Origin of the sequence: Mucilaginibacter ginkgonis (genome assembly GCF_009754905.2) — a bacterium.
Taxonomy (GTDB): Bacteria; Bacteroidota; Bacteroidia; order Sphingobacteriales; family Sphingobacteriaceae; genus Mucilaginibacter; species Mucilaginibacter ginkgonis.
Map to the genome: position 1 here is coordinate 394,031 of NZ_CP066775.1, position 15,417 is coordinate 409,447.

The 15,417-nt window shown below is 42.5% G+C and carries 13 protein-coding genes; 4 read left to right on the plus strand and 9 right to left on the minus strand.

The window, feature by feature from the left end; all coding sequences use genetic code 11:
• The first annotated feature begins 287 nt into the window (after nucleotides 1-287).
• The 4 genes from GO620_RS01875 to GO620_RS01890 all read left to right on the plus strand — a co-directional run bounded on the left by GO620_RS01875 (nucleotide 288) and on the right by GO620_RS01890 (nucleotide 6,215).
• Nucleotides 288-749, plus strand: coding sequence for a PAS domain-containing protein (locus tag GO620_RS01875; RefSeq protein WP_157522737.1), 462 nt, complete (start codon nucleotides 288-290; stop codon nucleotides 747-749).
• A 440-nt stretch (nucleotides 750-1,189) separates the two neighbouring features.
• The gene (locus GO620_RS01880; RefSeq protein WP_157522735.1) at nucleotides 1,190-2,617 is read left to right on the plus strand and encodes a DUF3500 domain-containing protein; all 1,428 of its coding nucleotides are present in this window, start codon (nucleotides 1,190-1,192) and stop codon (nucleotides 2,615-2,617) included.
• Nucleotides 2,618-2,633: 16 nt separating this feature from the next.
• Complete coding sequence (locus GO620_RS01885) at nucleotides 2,634-3,965, plus strand: HupE/UreJ family protein (RefSeq protein ID WP_157522732.1); 1,332 nt, start codon at nucleotides 2,634-2,636, stop codon at nucleotides 3,963-3,965.
• Nucleotides 3,966-3,968: 3 nt separating this feature from the next.
• Nucleotides 3,969-6,215: a TonB-dependent receptor gene (locus GO620_RS01890; RefSeq protein ID WP_157522729.1), complete on the plus strand. Its 2,247-nt coding sequence runs from the start codon at nucleotides 3,969-3,971 to the stop codon at nucleotides 6,213-6,215.
• Between the two features lie 152 nt (nucleotides 6,216-6,367).
• Here GO620_RS01890 and GO620_RS01895 read toward each other — a convergent pair whose 3' ends face one another.
• The 9 genes from GO620_RS01895 to GO620_RS01935 form a co-directional block, all read right to left on the minus strand.
• Complete coding sequence (locus tag GO620_RS01895; RefSeq protein ID WP_157522725.1) at nucleotides 6,368-6,988, minus strand: tetratricopeptide repeat protein; 621 nt, start codon at nucleotides 6,986-6,988, stop codon at nucleotides 6,368-6,370.
• A complete protein-coding gene (locus GO620_RS01900) occupies nucleotides 6,976-8,178 on the minus strand; it encodes a hypothetical protein (protein WP_157522720.1) in 1,203 nt (400 codons plus the stop codon). Before GO620_RS01900 ends, GO620_RS01895 begins: the two co-directional genes overlap by 13 nt.
• Nucleotides 8,157-10,226: an urea transporter gene (locus GO620_RS01905; RefSeq protein WP_244139498.1), complete on the minus strand. Its 2,070-nt coding sequence runs from the start codon at nucleotides 10,224-10,226 to the stop codon at nucleotides 8,157-8,159. Before GO620_RS01905 ends, GO620_RS01900 begins: the two co-directional genes overlap by 22 nt.
• 68 nt (nucleotides 10,227-10,294) lie before the next feature.
• Nucleotides 10,295-11,650 (minus strand): type III PLP-dependent enzyme domain-containing protein, encoded by a 1,356-nt coding sequence (locus tag GO620_RS01910; RefSeq protein WP_157522715.1) that lies wholly within the window; start codon nucleotides 11,648-11,650, stop codon nucleotides 10,295-10,297.
• Nucleotides 11,631-12,713, minus strand: a complete 1,083-nt coding sequence (locus tag GO620_RS01915) for an ATP-grasp domain-containing protein (protein WP_157522712.1) — start codon at nucleotides 12,711-12,713, stop codon at nucleotides 11,631-11,633. The genes GO620_RS01910 and GO620_RS01915 overlap by 20 nt, the downstream gene beginning before the upstream one ends.
• Nucleotide 12,714: 1 nt before the next feature.
• A complete protein-coding gene (locus GO620_RS01920; RefSeq protein ID WP_157522709.1) occupies nucleotides 12,715-12,957 on the minus strand; it encodes a PqqD family protein in 243 nt (80 codons plus the stop codon).
• Nucleotides 12,958-12,976: 19 nt separating this feature from the next.
• Nucleotides 12,977-13,354, minus strand: coding sequence for a response regulator (locus tag GO620_RS01925; protein ID WP_157522706.1), 378 nt, complete (start codon nucleotides 13,352-13,354; stop codon nucleotides 12,977-12,979).
• Nucleotides 13,355-13,456: 102 nt separating this feature from the next.
• The gene (locus tag GO620_RS01930; RefSeq protein ID WP_157522703.1) at nucleotides 13,457-14,152 is read right to left on the minus strand and encodes a LytR/AlgR family response regulator transcription factor; all 696 of its coding nucleotides are present in this window, start codon (nucleotides 14,150-14,152) and stop codon (nucleotides 13,457-13,459) included.
• A gap of 38 nt (nucleotides 14,153-14,190) precedes the next feature.
• Nucleotides 14,191-15,378, minus strand: a complete 1,188-nt coding sequence (locus GO620_RS01935) for a sensor histidine kinase (RefSeq protein WP_157522700.1) — start codon at nucleotides 15,376-15,378, stop codon at nucleotides 14,191-14,193.
• Nucleotides 15,379-15,417: the final 39 nt, after the last annotated feature.

Sequence of the window (15,417 nt, forward strand, 5' to 3'; positions counted from 1 at the left end):
ATTTTTTCAGGTGCTACAACCCAGCAAGTATTTTGATGCATCCCGTGATCAATTACAGGAATTACGAGACCTTTGCCTAAGGGCGTCTCAACCAAAATGCTAGGGTTCAACTGTAAATCGTCCATAAACTAATAACTCTGCCTCTCATTAAGTGTTTCATCACTGTCAAACTATTTTCTCCACGCGAGAACATTTATCTTACGAGAAGAGAAACGGTTAGTAACTAATCAGGTTTAAACCTTAGTGTTATGCCTATACAATAATGATTATTTACACATCAAAATCTAATGAATGCAGCAAGTAGCAATATGCGATTACCGGACGGCGGTTTTGCGAATGACACTTTAGTGTTTTTAAAAGCTGCACTTAACTCGAGCGTCTCTAGCATTATTACTACGGATAATAATTTACCGGATAATCCAATCATTTACGCCAATAAATCTTTTCAAAACATTACAGGTTACGTCTATGAAGAAATAATAGGACATAATTGCCGCTTCCTTCAGGGCGATGATCGCGAGCAAATCGGCAAAACGGACCTTCGTAATGCAATCGAAAAAGGTGAAAATATAAATCTCGAGATCAGGAATTATTCCAAAGATGGAGAGTTGTTTTGGAACGCATTAGATCTTCAACATGGCAATGGCGGAACGGCATTGATGTTTGCCGCAATGTTTGGAAGGGACGATGTTTTACAATTCTTAATTGAAAGTGGTGCAGACGTCACTGTAACAGATGTTAGAGGTTAGACAGCCTACGACATCGCTATTTTGCAAAATAATAGCGTTGGGATCAGTCTTTTACAAAGAGATATCTCCTCTCAAAATTTGAAAGTTATAGCAAGAGATTGTTTTTGTAAAATTAATGTTCATCAAACAAATTCAAACAATCACAAACTAAATTGTGTTTTGCTACCTCGATGAACTTATTGAAGTCAAGAACAATCCTAAACCAAGAAAACGAATCGGCTTCAAGTCAGATGATTTGTGATTTTTAATTTCATTCCAAAGCTTATAGCTTATGATTTTTCACTCTTAAACAGTTTCAAAACTCTCATCAATAATGAGAGTTTTTCATACGTTTTCGGACGAGGGAAAATGACTATTCGTCGATACTTGCTTTTATAGTTCTACGCACTGGTATAAGTTTGTTTCATCAATTGCAATACAGCAATCGTCAATTAACGATCATGAAACGATTTAAACTTTACACCGTTGCAATGATGTTCAGTATGTTATCTGGCATCGTTGTTTTCGAGAGTTGTAAGAAGAAGTCCAGTGACACGACAACTACAACTTCCACTACAGCATCTATTTCAACATTAACATGCAGCAGCGTGGCTGTAGCAGCTACACCTACATCAGGCACAGCCTTCACAGGAACAGCAACGGTTCCTTACACAGGTGGTAATGGAGCAACTTATAGTGCAGGCACAGCCATCTCCTCAACCGGAGTAACTGGCCTGACAGCAACGCTAAATGCAGGAACACTTGCAAGCGGCGCGGGTAGCATAACCTACGCAGTATCAGGAACACCGGCAAGTTCAGGTACTGCATCTTTTGCAATCACCTTTGGAGGCCAATCTTGCAGCTTTACGATTACAGTTAACGCAGCATCCACCGGGACAACAGGTTGCAGCACATCAGGAACTGTGGCATCACAGGTTGTATGTGCAGCAAATGCATTCCTCGCAACATTAAGCAATTCTCAGCAATCATCTGTTGTTCTTGCTTTAACTTTGGATAACGCTAAACGCTGGTCAAACCTGCCTTGCGCGCTTTCTTGCCGTAATGGTCTCCTGTTTAGTTCGTTAAGCAGCACACAATTAGCAGCAGCCAAAGCAGTCGCTAAAGCAGCCTTTGGTTCAACCACAGGTGAAGGTTATGACGAGTTTACTCAGATTCTTGCGGCTGACGATTACTTAGGAACGTTGACCAGCGGTTATGGTTCAGGCAATTATGTTATCGCCTTTTTGGGCACACCGTCAACAACAGGCAAGTGGATGTTGCAAATAGGTGGGCACCACTATGCACAGAACATCACCTATGATAACGGCAGTGTAACAAGTATTACACCATTACATGAAGGTGTTGAACCCAAAGGCTCATTTACCTCAAGCGGGACAACTTATACAGGCCCGATTGAGTCTGAACACACTGCCATGCAAAACATGCTGGGTTCATTTACAAGCACCGAACTGGCTTCTGCGAAGATCAGCAGTACCTTCTCTGACTGCTTGTTGATACCTGGTTCTACTACCAATACCTTCCCAAGCACAAAACAAGGCGTGAAGGTTAGTACTTTAAGTAGCGCAGCACAAGCAGCCGTTATGGCAGCAATGATGCCATGGATAAACGATTTAGATGCAACTTCTGCTGCAGCATTTACAACCATCTATCAGAATGAACTGGCTAATACTTACGTATGCTATTCGGGTAACACCTCTGCGGTAGCCGGTACTGCGAGTTCATTCCTTACTACAAATACAGATTACGTACGTATAGACGGCCCAAGTGTGTGGATAGAATTCATTTGCCAAACTGGTGTAGTTATCTCAAGCCAGATACATTACCACACAGTAATGAGAGACCATAGCAGAGATTATATCGGTTTGTAAGATCCTCTTTCTATATATGCTGTTTCACTTTATGTTTCATAACCGCCGGGCACTCGCTTGGCGGTTATTGTTTACCCTCACTATATTTATATCGCTGCTTTCAGTGTCAGCAAGCTACGGACATCAGTCGCCCAATACCCTTGTATTCATGGACGCTGGACCTAAAAGCGCAGTGCTGGAACTGCAAATGCCAGTGAGTGAACTCGAGCTCGCATTCGGTCATCAGATATCGAAAGATCCGGCAACACTTATTACACGTCTCGGCCCGCAACTTAAAGAATATATCAAGGCTCATATAAAGGCATATAGCGATAAGACCAAGCCCTGGAATGTTGATGTTTCAGCACTAAAAATGGATAAGAGTCCATACGCCGATAATATCAACTACGACTATTGGGAGCTGGTTGCAAGCGTTGTATTGACTCCTAACAATGGCGAAAGCACCCGTAAGTTTACATTAAACTACGACGTCATTATGCACCAGGTTGTTAACCATGCAGCACTATTGTATATGCGCAGCGACTGGGAAACAGGAAAAATAAGCGGCACACCAACACAAAGCGCGGTGATCAGCTGGAACACCAAAGATAATAAGATATATCCCCTAAAAGTTAATCTGGAAGGCGGGAGCTGGACACGGGGGTTTACCAGTATGGTATCGTTAGGCATTCAGCATATTCAGGAAGGAACAGATCATCTGCTATTTCTGTTAACGCTTCTATTACCCGCGCCACTCATTGTGATTGGAAAGCGCTGGGCGAAGGCAGGCGGTATTCGCTACAGTCTGATAAGGATACTTAAGATCGTTACCGCGTTTACCATCGGGCATTCTATAACACTTATCATCGGTTCCGCAGGCTTAATTCCTTTTCCTGTACATATTATAGAAGTGCTTATAGCGATAAGTATTTTGGTCTCAGCCGTTCATGCCCTTAAACCCATCTTCCCGGGAAAGGAGATGTATGTCGCTTTAGGTTTCGGATTGATACACGGTATGGCCTTCGCGGAAACCTTAGCAGGGCTACACCTCGACTGGCAAAGCATGGCGCTAAGCATATTAGGTTTTAACGTTGGCATCGAACTCATGCAACTTTTCGTTATTGCGGTAACCATACCCTGGTTGATTATATTGAGCAGATCTCCTTTATATAAATACATCCGTGTTGGCGGAGCGATGCTAGCATCTATTGCAGCCATTGCCTGGATCATTCAAAGAGTATCATTTAATGACAACTTTATCACCGGTTGGATAACAGCGTCAACAGGATATGTAAAATGGTTGGTGTTGATGCTAGCTGTACCTTCTTTCGCAAGTCTAGCTTTTAGACCAAAGACGGTTAAGTCATAACGTATGCGTTACGTGGCGTTATTTCTATTCGTTTTATCTAACCTTAATGGGAACGCGCAGCGGCGCAGTTTTGAAGGTTCGGTGTATGCCGACGTTTCTCATCTTCCTTTAGAAGACGTAACTGTGCACCTCTTTCCCGGTAACCAGGCAGTATCGACCGACATTAACGGCATATACAAATTCAGGAATGTGTCAAGGTTTATAGATAGTGTCAAGATAACGGCCGTAGGTTATAAGACAATTACATTGAAGGGTAGCTCGTTAAGAAACGGCAGCAGCGTTTACCTTACTGAGCAACAGACCATGTTGTCTGACATAACAATAACGGGAAACACACCAAATCCCTATAAAGGAATAAGCGATATCGACATAAAGATGCGTGGTGTTTCGAACTCACAGGAAGTGCTGCGCATCGTACCAGGTTTGTTTATCGGCCAGCATCAGGGAGGTGGTAAAGCTGAACAGATATTCTTACGCGGGTTCGACAACGACCATGGTACAGATATTAATTTGAGCGTAGACGGAATGCTCATTAATATGGTTTCGCATGCGCATGGACAGGGTTATGCAGACAGCCACTTTATTATCCCCGAAACAATAGAAAGTACGACTTATAAGAAAGGGCCATATGATGCTGAAAAAGGTGATCTTGCGGTAACCGGCTCTGTAGACTTCCATACTTTCGATGCGTTAAGCAACAACCTTATAAAGGCTGAGGTAGGTCAGTTTAATACTTACCGCATTCTTGGAATGGCAAATTTGTTAGACAGCGCCTCGCGAGCTAAACAGCGTTCTTGGTATGCAGCTTCAGAGTACCGTTACAGCGATAGTTACTTTGACAACCCCCAGCATTTTAACAGGTTCAACTTCTTCACTAAATACCACGGACACCTGTCAAAGAACAATGTATTTAGTATAGCGGCCTCGACCTTTTACAGCAAATGGAATGCTTCAGGTCAGATACCGGAAAGTGCAGTTGCCAAACGCGAGGTTGGTTTTTACGGCGCTTTAGATCCTAATGAGGGAGGTGTAACCTCAAGAACGAACTTTAATGCACAATTGCTCACCATCTTACCGAATAATGATGTAATTAAGAATCAACTTTACTACTCCAATTACAAATTCGACCTGCATACCAACTTTACTTTTTATTTAGTTGATACCGTCAATGGTGATGAGATAAGACAGCGTGAAAGCCGCAACCTTTTTGGCTATTATGGCAGCTACCTGCACGAAGGTTTGTTAGGAGAAATGAGGCTCACAACAGATGCAGGTGTACAATTAAGATTTGATGCTACAAATAATTCAGAGCTATCACATACCGTAAGCCGTTACACAGTTGTAAACCCAATTAAGTTAGGCGATGTGTTGGAGACAGCGAATGGATTGTATCTAAATGAGACGCTTAAGATAAGTCCGAAACTTACGTTAAATGCAGGTTTAAGGTACGATCACTTGACGTACAGGTATAACAATAAACTCGCCACTGACAGTACCTTTAACGGCATAGGTATTTACAAGGCAGCCAACGGAACCTTAAGCCCTAAACTAAACACTTATTATCAAGTGAGTTCTAAAACACAGCTTTACTTGTTTCTGGGAAAGGGCTTTCATTCTAATGATGCGAGAGTAATAGTTGCTCAGACCCATGGACCAACTCTACCATCGGCTTACAGTTTAGATCTTGGAACTGTTTTAAAGCCCGGCTCAAACTTACTATTAAACGCAGCATTGTGGTACAGCTACCTCGAGAAAGAATATGTTTATGGAGGAGATGGCGGTACTGTAGAGTTTAGCGGAGCAACGCGCCGTATGGGCTTTGACCTTTCCGCAAGATACCAACCTTTAAAGCCTTTATTATTTGATGCAGATGTGAATTATGCTCATGGGCGAGCGGTAGATGGTGGGTACATCCCGCTTGCTCCGGTTTGGAGTAGCACAGGCGGGCTAACCTGTACTTCACAATCAGGTTTAAATGGCAGCCTGCGTTACCGTTATCTTGCTGACCGGCCCGCTAATGAGGACTATAGTTTAACAGCAACAGGTTATTTTATAAATGACCTCGTTCTTAACTACACTAAGGGGAAGTATGAGATAGGTATCACTATAAATAATTTGTTTAACGTCAGGTGGAAAGAAACACAGTTTGAAACAATTACACGTTTAAAAAGTCAGGCTGCTGTCGATGGTATCGCTTTTACACCAGGGACTAAGTTTGCAGCGCTCGCACATTTTGCTTTAAAACTGTGATGCATCAGCAATCGATAATAATTACTAATGATCTACTTTGAATCAAAGGAAAAATTTTGAATATCGGGTGATCCTTGAAACTGCCTTTAAGATTATAATTCAGGCGCCACCAATTTGAAGGTTAAGAATATTTAAAGACACATTACTGTGATCTATCTGCTTCGATTCAAACCATCTGTGCTCGAATCATCTCCCGGTTTTATGATCAGGGCCCTTTCGAAGTACGGGCGCGCTTCTTGTTTTCTTCCGCTCATCAACAAGCTCCAGCCAAGCATATGATTACCATCATAGTCAAAAGGATATAATGTAGCCACGATCCGGAAACATTTTATTGCCGCGTCAAACTGTTTACGGTTATAATAGATCACACCTAACCAATAATTAGCCTGCGTATTTTGCGGATCGATCTTTAAGATAGCATTATATTGCTCAGCTATCTTGTTAGTGTTTTGCAAAAATGCAAGCGGCTTTATGTAACCAAATTTTGCCTCGATAGCGCCCGGGCGCAGCTCAACCGCTTTTTGATAATAAGTTTGCGAGGCGTTATAGTTCTTGTTTAAATAATGCAGCCAACCCAGCCTGATGTTCACTTCATAGCTGTTATCTGCGTAATAGGGTATGATGTCTGCTATTGCAGCGGTGTAATTTTTATTGGTTTCATTGCCGTAGCTATTATGAAAAGCTTTTTGCAGCACGGCATTTGTCTGCGCTTGTGAGATCACAGTTTGCGCCAGTACTAAAATAAGTAAAAAGGTTTTTCTTAAAATTTCCATGCAACGCCTGCCGTAATTGAATGCTGGCCGTAGTTGTCCAGCCGGTAAATATCATATTTGGTTTCGTAAGTATAATTTATTTGCAGCATTGTGTGCAAATTTAGCCGATAAAAAAACGTAGCGCCGGTTTTAAATTTGGTTGGGTCTATCGCGTTGTAAATATATAAACCATCTGCGTCTACATAGTTTTCGAGGTTGCCTAAGGTTATGTTAGCTTCTAACCAGGTTTTGCGGCCTGTCTTAAAGCCAATTGATTGACCGAAAATAAATTCGGTTGCTGAATTATAACTTTTTAAGGAAGCCTTGCTAATAGTATACAGGTTTAAATTTCCGTTTGAATACCAGGTCAGTTGAGCATTATATTGCAATAATCGCGAACTATAAATGCTGCCCAAGTTAATATCCGCTTGCAGGTCTGTATATCGGCCACCAGTATAAATGAAGCCTAAAACACCAATATTGCTGTTATAAGTTGTACCGGCGTAATTAGTATTTAAATAATGATACGCACTAAGCAGTGTAAATTTTTGGTTTAAAGAATAGCGGGCTTTTAAAAAATATTCTATCTGGCTATCATCATTCACACGAGTGTTAACCGGTCCCAAAATTCCTGGCGGATTTACGTTGACGGCCGGCCCGTTAACTTTTTGATTAAAGTAAATTACCGATTGGTCTAACAAGAGATGCCAGCCAACCCGATTGCTTAATCCTGCACGTGTATACAATCCGGTTTGGCGGCCTGCACTTTCCGGTGCTTTGATTCCGGCTTCCAAAGCGGCACATGTAAAGGCAAACCTGGCGATGCCCTCTTTCTTTAGTGTCGCTGAATCCAGATACGCGGCATTTGCAAAAGACCCGGGCTCATTGTTGAGATACAGGTTACAAAAATAAGCATAGTATCTTGCAACAGGTGCGTAACTATCCGCGGTGATAATGGCATTGTATTGTTGCAGTGCAGCTTTGTAGTCCTCAGTAACAAAGCGGGCATAAGCCAGCCGATACCGTAGTAACTGGAAATCCAATCCCGTTGCCAAAGCAGAATCAGCGTAAGCGATTAATTTTTGCCACTCGCCCGCTTTGTAAAGTTCGTAAGATATAGTATCGGCGTGGATATAAGGATCCTGCTGCGCTTTAAGCGCAAATGCCTGCAGCAGCAACGCCAACACGATCACATATTTCCGGTAAGCCATTCTACGTGGATCTTATTGTTCGAATTTTTACTCGTAAAACTGCTAATGCGTTGACCATTGATGAGAATACTGCCATCTGCAATGGTACTGCCATTTTTTATCCTTTCACTATGGATGACCAATTCGCCTGCGCGCGATTCTGCTTGACTGTGATGAGTTATTTCGTTAAAAATAAAAAACGGTGCCACAATATCCTGAAGCCACATGGCCGGGGTATTATCCATATCAACCAGCGGAAAATGATCAGTCATTGATGTTTGCTCGCGAAACCAAACGTTAAAGGCCGTCAGGTAAAACTGGTACAACAGCGAACCTTTATCGCCATTAAAACTAGTGAAATAAAAACGGTTGCCGTTATTAATAAAATATGCTGCAGCCCCCGTTTCACGACTGTACAGATAATTTTGATATAATCCATTAGTGACAGACTCTATTGTTTCCGTCCTTTCTGCAGACTTCATCTTCGCGACGTAGCCGGGTTGAAAATCAAAAGCTTTTTTAATTGACGCGTTGGCGAGGAAATTATTAACGTGGCAGCCCTCAATTGGTGTAGCGGTTGATGCGATTTGCAGCACGCCACCCTCATCCACCATTTCATAAACGGCGAGCGGGTAGGCCAGCGTCTTTGAACCGATGTAAGGTGTAGCTTGTACCTGGAAATGCAAGTGGGGTTCAGGCGAGCGGCCCGAATTACCACACAAGCCTAACAGATCACCTGTACTAACCCATTGCCCAACCTTGACGGCGATTGAATCTTTTTTAAGATGCGATACCTTGGAGTACAAGCCGTCGATGTGTTTGATGACAACCGTGTTACCCCAGTTTTCAGTCAGATTTACCTCGCCGATGATATTATCTTCGATATGGTTTACTACGGCTTCGATTACGCCATCGCCGCAGGCCAAAACCGGTTTGTTGTAACAATAAAAATCTCCCGGTTCAATGCCCGGATATTTGTAAGTATTGCCATCACTGTCTGTGATCACAAAATCAAGGGCATGGCCCCAATCGCCCAAATGTGTAATAGAGCCATTATATCCTTGCGACACCGTCCACCGGCCCATGAACGGTAAGACCAGAGGAAAATAATCGAGCCTGGCAAGACGCTTCTTTTGATTTATAAACTGGTAAAGGTTTCGTTCAGGCGAATAATGCTGAACAACCACCGGTTGCGGTTTACCCGACGATTGGCGCGATTTTACGAAATATAGTAAGGCGAAATTGACGATGCAAAACGGCAGGGAAAATACCGGGAGGGAGTGTAACCCTAACAACGTACTTAATGCATTTACCAATAAAAATAGAGCAGGGATACTGATAACGGCGCACAGGTATGATCTCCAAGAGGGGATTAAAAAAAAACTACCGATGGCGATTGTCGCCATTATGAAATTTGCGCCAAGATGATAGTAACTAACGCCGTCCGGATAGATATGAAAGGCTGAATTAAACGCAATGGCCGTTAAAAAACCGGTCACAGAAAGTGTAAATCCGATCCTGGAATGTATAAGCAGTCCTAAAGCGACGCCGATACCCGTTATTACATTGCATTGGAAAAGCACCGCGCTTAACGACCTGAAATAAAGGCATAGGCTACCCGGCATGGCGTCGCAGAGGTACTGATGTAATAATCCAATTTTGTTTTGACCGGTGTAGATCTCTTGCAGAAGCGCACTGTCCTTTTGTAATAAGCCGGTATTGAAGATGCTGTTTGCAGCCGCTAAAACGATCCAAAAGGTTACTATGAAGGGGAGAGACAAAATTGGCAGATTAACCTTAGCCAACCGTTGTACTAATATGCCCGATAGCAACACCACCATCAATGATGCTACCAGGTACCAAAGAATAAAATGAGTATTTATATGATAAAAAGAGCCAAATGCCAACCCTAACAGCAAACTGTTGAAACTATAGACGCCCGTGCGCAGATTAGCTTGATCAAAACCCAAGACTTGCGCCATTATGAGTGAAAATAGCACGCCCGCAAATCCGCACAGGCCGGCAACAGGGTTTAGTATAGACACGCAAAGCAAAATAAAGCCGAACACAGTGCTCTGCGAAAAAAACAGAATCGAATAGGTGTTAAATACCGACTTTAAATATGTCAGTAAATTTTTCAAATGCCGGCGTTCAAATGAGCAGGTAACTGCTCAGGGGTTTCTACATATTCGAGTGTTTCATTAGCGCGAATCAAATGTGTTTGCTCATGTTCATCTATAAGTACCACAGCCGGGCGGGTGGTGATAAATTGCATCCACTGGGTCATGTTATATGCTCCAACTTTGTGAACCACCAAATGATCACCCGGATTCATGACCGGCAGATTTATTTGCTCCCGAATCATGTCGATATTCATGCATAAAGGGCCGAAGATGGCCATATTCTCGGTGTGTGGTTCAAAATCTCCCGCGGGCGAAATTTGGTGATCATACCATAGGGATGTAAATAAAGTGTTGACCCCAAAATCGACCACAAGCGAGCGGCGGCCGTCCCCCAAGCGTTTGTTGGCTAAAACCGTCCCAGCCAGGTGGCCGGCGTCATCTATCAACATGCGGCCGGATTCCAGGATAAGCATCGGCAATTCGTATTTTTCGAATCCTGCATTTAGTAAGGCATTACTAATGGCTTCGGCATAATCGTCCGCATTGGGCACTGTATCTACAGCCGGCAAGTAAGCGCCTTTTAACGTATTGGTCGACGCGAACCCACCACCTAAATCAAGGTATTCGATCATATGCTTTAGCTCATTTTTGCATCGCAAGGCCAAGGCTGAAAGCTTTTGCGCAGCAGTACGATATGCACTTACAGCAGTTACATAAGTCCCTATGTGGCAATGCAGCCCCACCAGTTGCAACGGGCTTGATTTAATTACTTTGTCAATCGCGGTCCACGCTTCGCCGTTTTCATAGTTAAAGCCAAACCTGTCCCACAACGGGTAGGTGCCCGTATCCATATTTACCCTAACAGCAACACGCGGTTTGTTTTTTGTTTGGTAGCCCAGCGTTATCAATTGCTGCAACTCGTCAAAATGGTCAATATGGATAAGTGAATCGTTTTCGATAGCCAGGTGCAAATCTTCTTTACTTTTCGCGGGGCCATTAAAAATGATCTTATTGCCCGGCATACCATTACCCAGCGCCTTGCGATATTCAAAGCCCGATACTACTTCTGCCCAGCTACCTTCGGCATGAAATATTTTACAAACAGCGTTAATGTAGTTGGTCTTGTAACTCCAGGCAAACTGCACTTTTGGATAGCGGGTACTAAACGCACGGTAAGCAGAGCGGTAGTTACGCCTAACCTGTTTCTCCGACAACACAAAAACGGGGGAGCCGTAATCTTCAATAAGCGCCTTTACAGGCACGCCGGCAATTTCCTTAACAGGCTGTACGCCGGTGTAGCTGCCAAATTTATTGATCGTGTTGGCGTTGAGTTTCTTTAGAACGGGGCGTTCATAGATAAGCTTTGGCATTTTTATTTGTTTTAAGCTCGCCGAAGGCGCTCATTTGCTGGAAATCTGAAATATCCACCACATTGTCCCATGAATAGCGGACAAACATTTTTCCTGTCTGATACGCTGTCATCTTTTGCGGTTGATGGCCCAATGCCATCTGCACTAACACCTCGGGCTGGTTCTGGCCCGCGGCTGCTGTAAGGTATATCCATGCCGGGAAACGCGGATTAATCTCGAGAATATATAACTGTCCGTCCGCACCGCGCACGATCTCCAGTTCGTAGCCGCCGCGCCATTTTGTTGCGCCGGCAAATTTGTCTGCGAGAGCAATCAACTGATCGTCTTCGATAGTTACACCTGCCCAGGCCTTACCTTTATCTGTTATATAAAGTTTCCGCATTGGTACGATGCTTAGATTATAACCTTCACCATCTCCTATGGCGGCGATGTTGATCTCTGTGCCGCTTATAAATTGCTGGGCTATTACCGGCAATCCCCATTTTGCGCTCAACTCATAAAAAGCTTTTCGGGCGGAGTCTGCGTTGTGAGCAATTGTTGCTTCATAATACTTACCTTTTATAACAAGCGGATAGCTCAATTTTTCCGCCGCAGTGTAGAGTTCCGCTTCGTTATTTATCAGCCTGTCGTGCGGAACGTTTAAACCTAATTTGTTACCTAACCGGTTTAGGTTCACTTTATCACGCATGTTCAATTGCTCATGAGATGGCAAAAACATAGCAATTCCAAACTTTCGAAGCCTTTTTTCAATACTGATGAAATTGTGAAGCTCTGCATCAAAATTAGGGATGACTACGTTAATCGTTTCTTCGGAGTGTATTTGCGCTATACGTGAAGCAAGCGCTTCGGCACCTGCTGAAGGGTAGGGAATCTGGTAAGTTTTTTCTATCAAACCCGGAACGTATATACCTGCCTCCAATGCTTCGTAAGCCAAACCAATTATACGCAGCCCTACGCCAAACGCTTCTTTCAGCGCACGTGCAACTGCAACACCGGGGCCGGGGTTGTCATTAGCGTTAAGGCCGGTTACTGCAACACAAATTTCAGCGTAAATGTCTCCCATGTTACACTTCTAAAAGATTTGCCTGTTTTAATTGCTGTATCAAATCGTCCCAGTCGCGGTCAAGACGGGCTGTATCCACGTCATAATGTTCCAGGATGAAGTTTTTAATTTGTGCCTCGGTTTCGCCGTTTTTCATCGCGGCCAAAATAAAAGATGCCATGCCATTACACGAAAATGAATCGCCTGTAGCAGGATTGAAAATAAGACCACTTTCGCTAGTGGCAACATTTGGTTTAATTTTCATTGGCAATATGAGTATATAATTAAGAGGCCATCAAGTAATCTATCCTTGTTGCTAAAACATTCATATCGAGTGGTTTAACAAAGAGGGCATCATATCTGTAAGCATCCAACTTAACTTTCGATGTTTTAAAAGCAGTTACTATAATTATTGGTATTGTGTGCAGTAGCTCATCATCTTTTAAATCCTGACATATTAGCCCGCAATCGTTGCCAATTAAAAGGTAATCTAAAATTATCAGATCGGGTGAGATAAACTTTGCCTTTTGATAGACAGAGTTCGAATCATAAATTATATGAATATCAAAGTCCCCGTGTTCTGAAATTTGATTTATAGTGGAGAGCATTCTCCAATCCTGGTCTAATACTAGAATCTTTTTTTTAGTTAATGAGCCACTCATAATAATAGGGTTTTATTACCTTATAAAATTGCAGCCTTGAGTAAAAAATAGCGATACTTTGTCTTTAAATAACGACAATTAATCGATGAATTAATAGTTATGTCATTTAGACCAACGTTTAATAAAATCAGCGTAGCTGTTACCAACCGGTAATTCAATAGATGGCAACTTTACCTTTCGGTTCAGAATAGATGTAACTTGTCCTTTTGCAATTATATAACTTCTATGAATCCGCTCAAATTTATTAGAAGGCAACTTTTCCAATACTGCTTTTAATGACATTAAAGTTAATAACGGTTTTTCAACGCCAAGTAAATAGATCTTGATATAATCCTGCATGCTCTCAATATACTCAATATCACGTATCGGCACTTTAATCATGCGATACTCCGAGTGTATATAGATAGCTTCTTCGGCCTCGTTGCCGGCTCTCTTTTTATAGCTAAAAAAATCGATGGCCTTATTTACAGCTTCATTGAAACGCTTTATGCTGATCGGTTTCAATAGGTAATCCAGCGCTTGAAGTTCAAAGCCTTCGAAGGCGAAATTTTTATGTGCCGTGGTGAAGATAACCATCGGCTTGTCTTTGAGAGCGCGTACCAGGTCAACACCGGTAATATCGGGCATATCTATGTCGATGAACAACAGGTCTATCCGGGTATTGTGGAGATATTCCGCGCCGGAAACAGCGTCCTCGAAAGTAGCAAGCAGTTGCAATTTGCTAAATTCAGCGATATATTTTTTAATGATTTCCAGCGCAAGCGGCTCATCATCGATAGCTACACATTTTAGTTGCATAAGGCTCTTCCCAACACTCCCAAAAGAGGAGACTTTTTTTAACAAGTTATATCCAGTTTAACGACAAAGCGGTTGTCTACTGTTTTAATGTCTAATGTATGTTTGCCATTGTAAATATATTGTAAACGCTGTCGCGTATTTGTAATACCAATTCCCTTGCGGTTCGCAGCGCCTTTTTCAAAAATGGTATTAGCGCAAAAGAATTTTATGTCGCAATCATCAACCTCCAGCGTAATGTCAATCACTGTCTCTTCATGCTTACTAATGCCATATTTGAATACATTTTCGATAAATGTCATTAGCACCAATGGCGCTATCCGCTGATTTACTACCTCGCCGGTTACACTAAAACTTAGCTTTGTTTTTTTGCCAAGCCGTAACTTTTGTAAGTCAATGTAATCTTTAATACAATCTATCTCGCTTTGTAGCAGTACCAAATCTTCTGCAACTTCGTCGGTAACATACCGCATAATATTAGATAACTTCATGATACTTTCAGACGTATTTGGGTTACCTGTTACAGAGAGGGCATAAATGTTGTTGAGGGTATTGAACAAAAAGTGCGGGTTGATCTGCGCTTTAAGAAACGATAACTCGGCACGTGCTTTTTCTGCCTGGGCCATTCCCACCATACTCTCAGTAAACTGCCATTTTTCCACTGTAGTGATGGCAATACTAAGCCCCACCACAATAATAAAAATAAAGAGCGCCACCAAATCGATATTTCCCGACTGATGTATAATGAAGATCTTGTTAGATGATTTAAACTGTGGATCCTGCATGCGCATGTCTTGGTGTGGTAGCGGACCGAACATTAGCCCTTTACCAGTTGATGCGGTATCCGTACCCAGCGCCACCAATGTTGAATCGTGCATTACCGGCAACTGTGTTTGTGTTGTGCGAAAATGCGCGTTTTTAATCGAATTGTTTTCCAGCAGGTTGTCAAATGGCTGCAGAAAATAAACCAGGCCCATCAGCAGTAATATAATTACGCCATATACAACATACCGCTTCCTGAATACAAATCTAGGCACCAAATACCAAGCATTAATGTAAAACATGAAGATGTACGTGAGGCAGAACAGCCAATAAAAGGGGGAGGCCAAAATAAATAATGTTGCATGCTTATTCTCCTGCGTTTTGTTCATAAATAAAAGCGGAAAGGCCAGGAAAATGAGCCAGCCGGCAGCATGGATTATTGTAGTAGCAGCATTTGAACGGCGCATGGTTTGATCAAATGTAAAGAGTAAATAATAAAACCATAC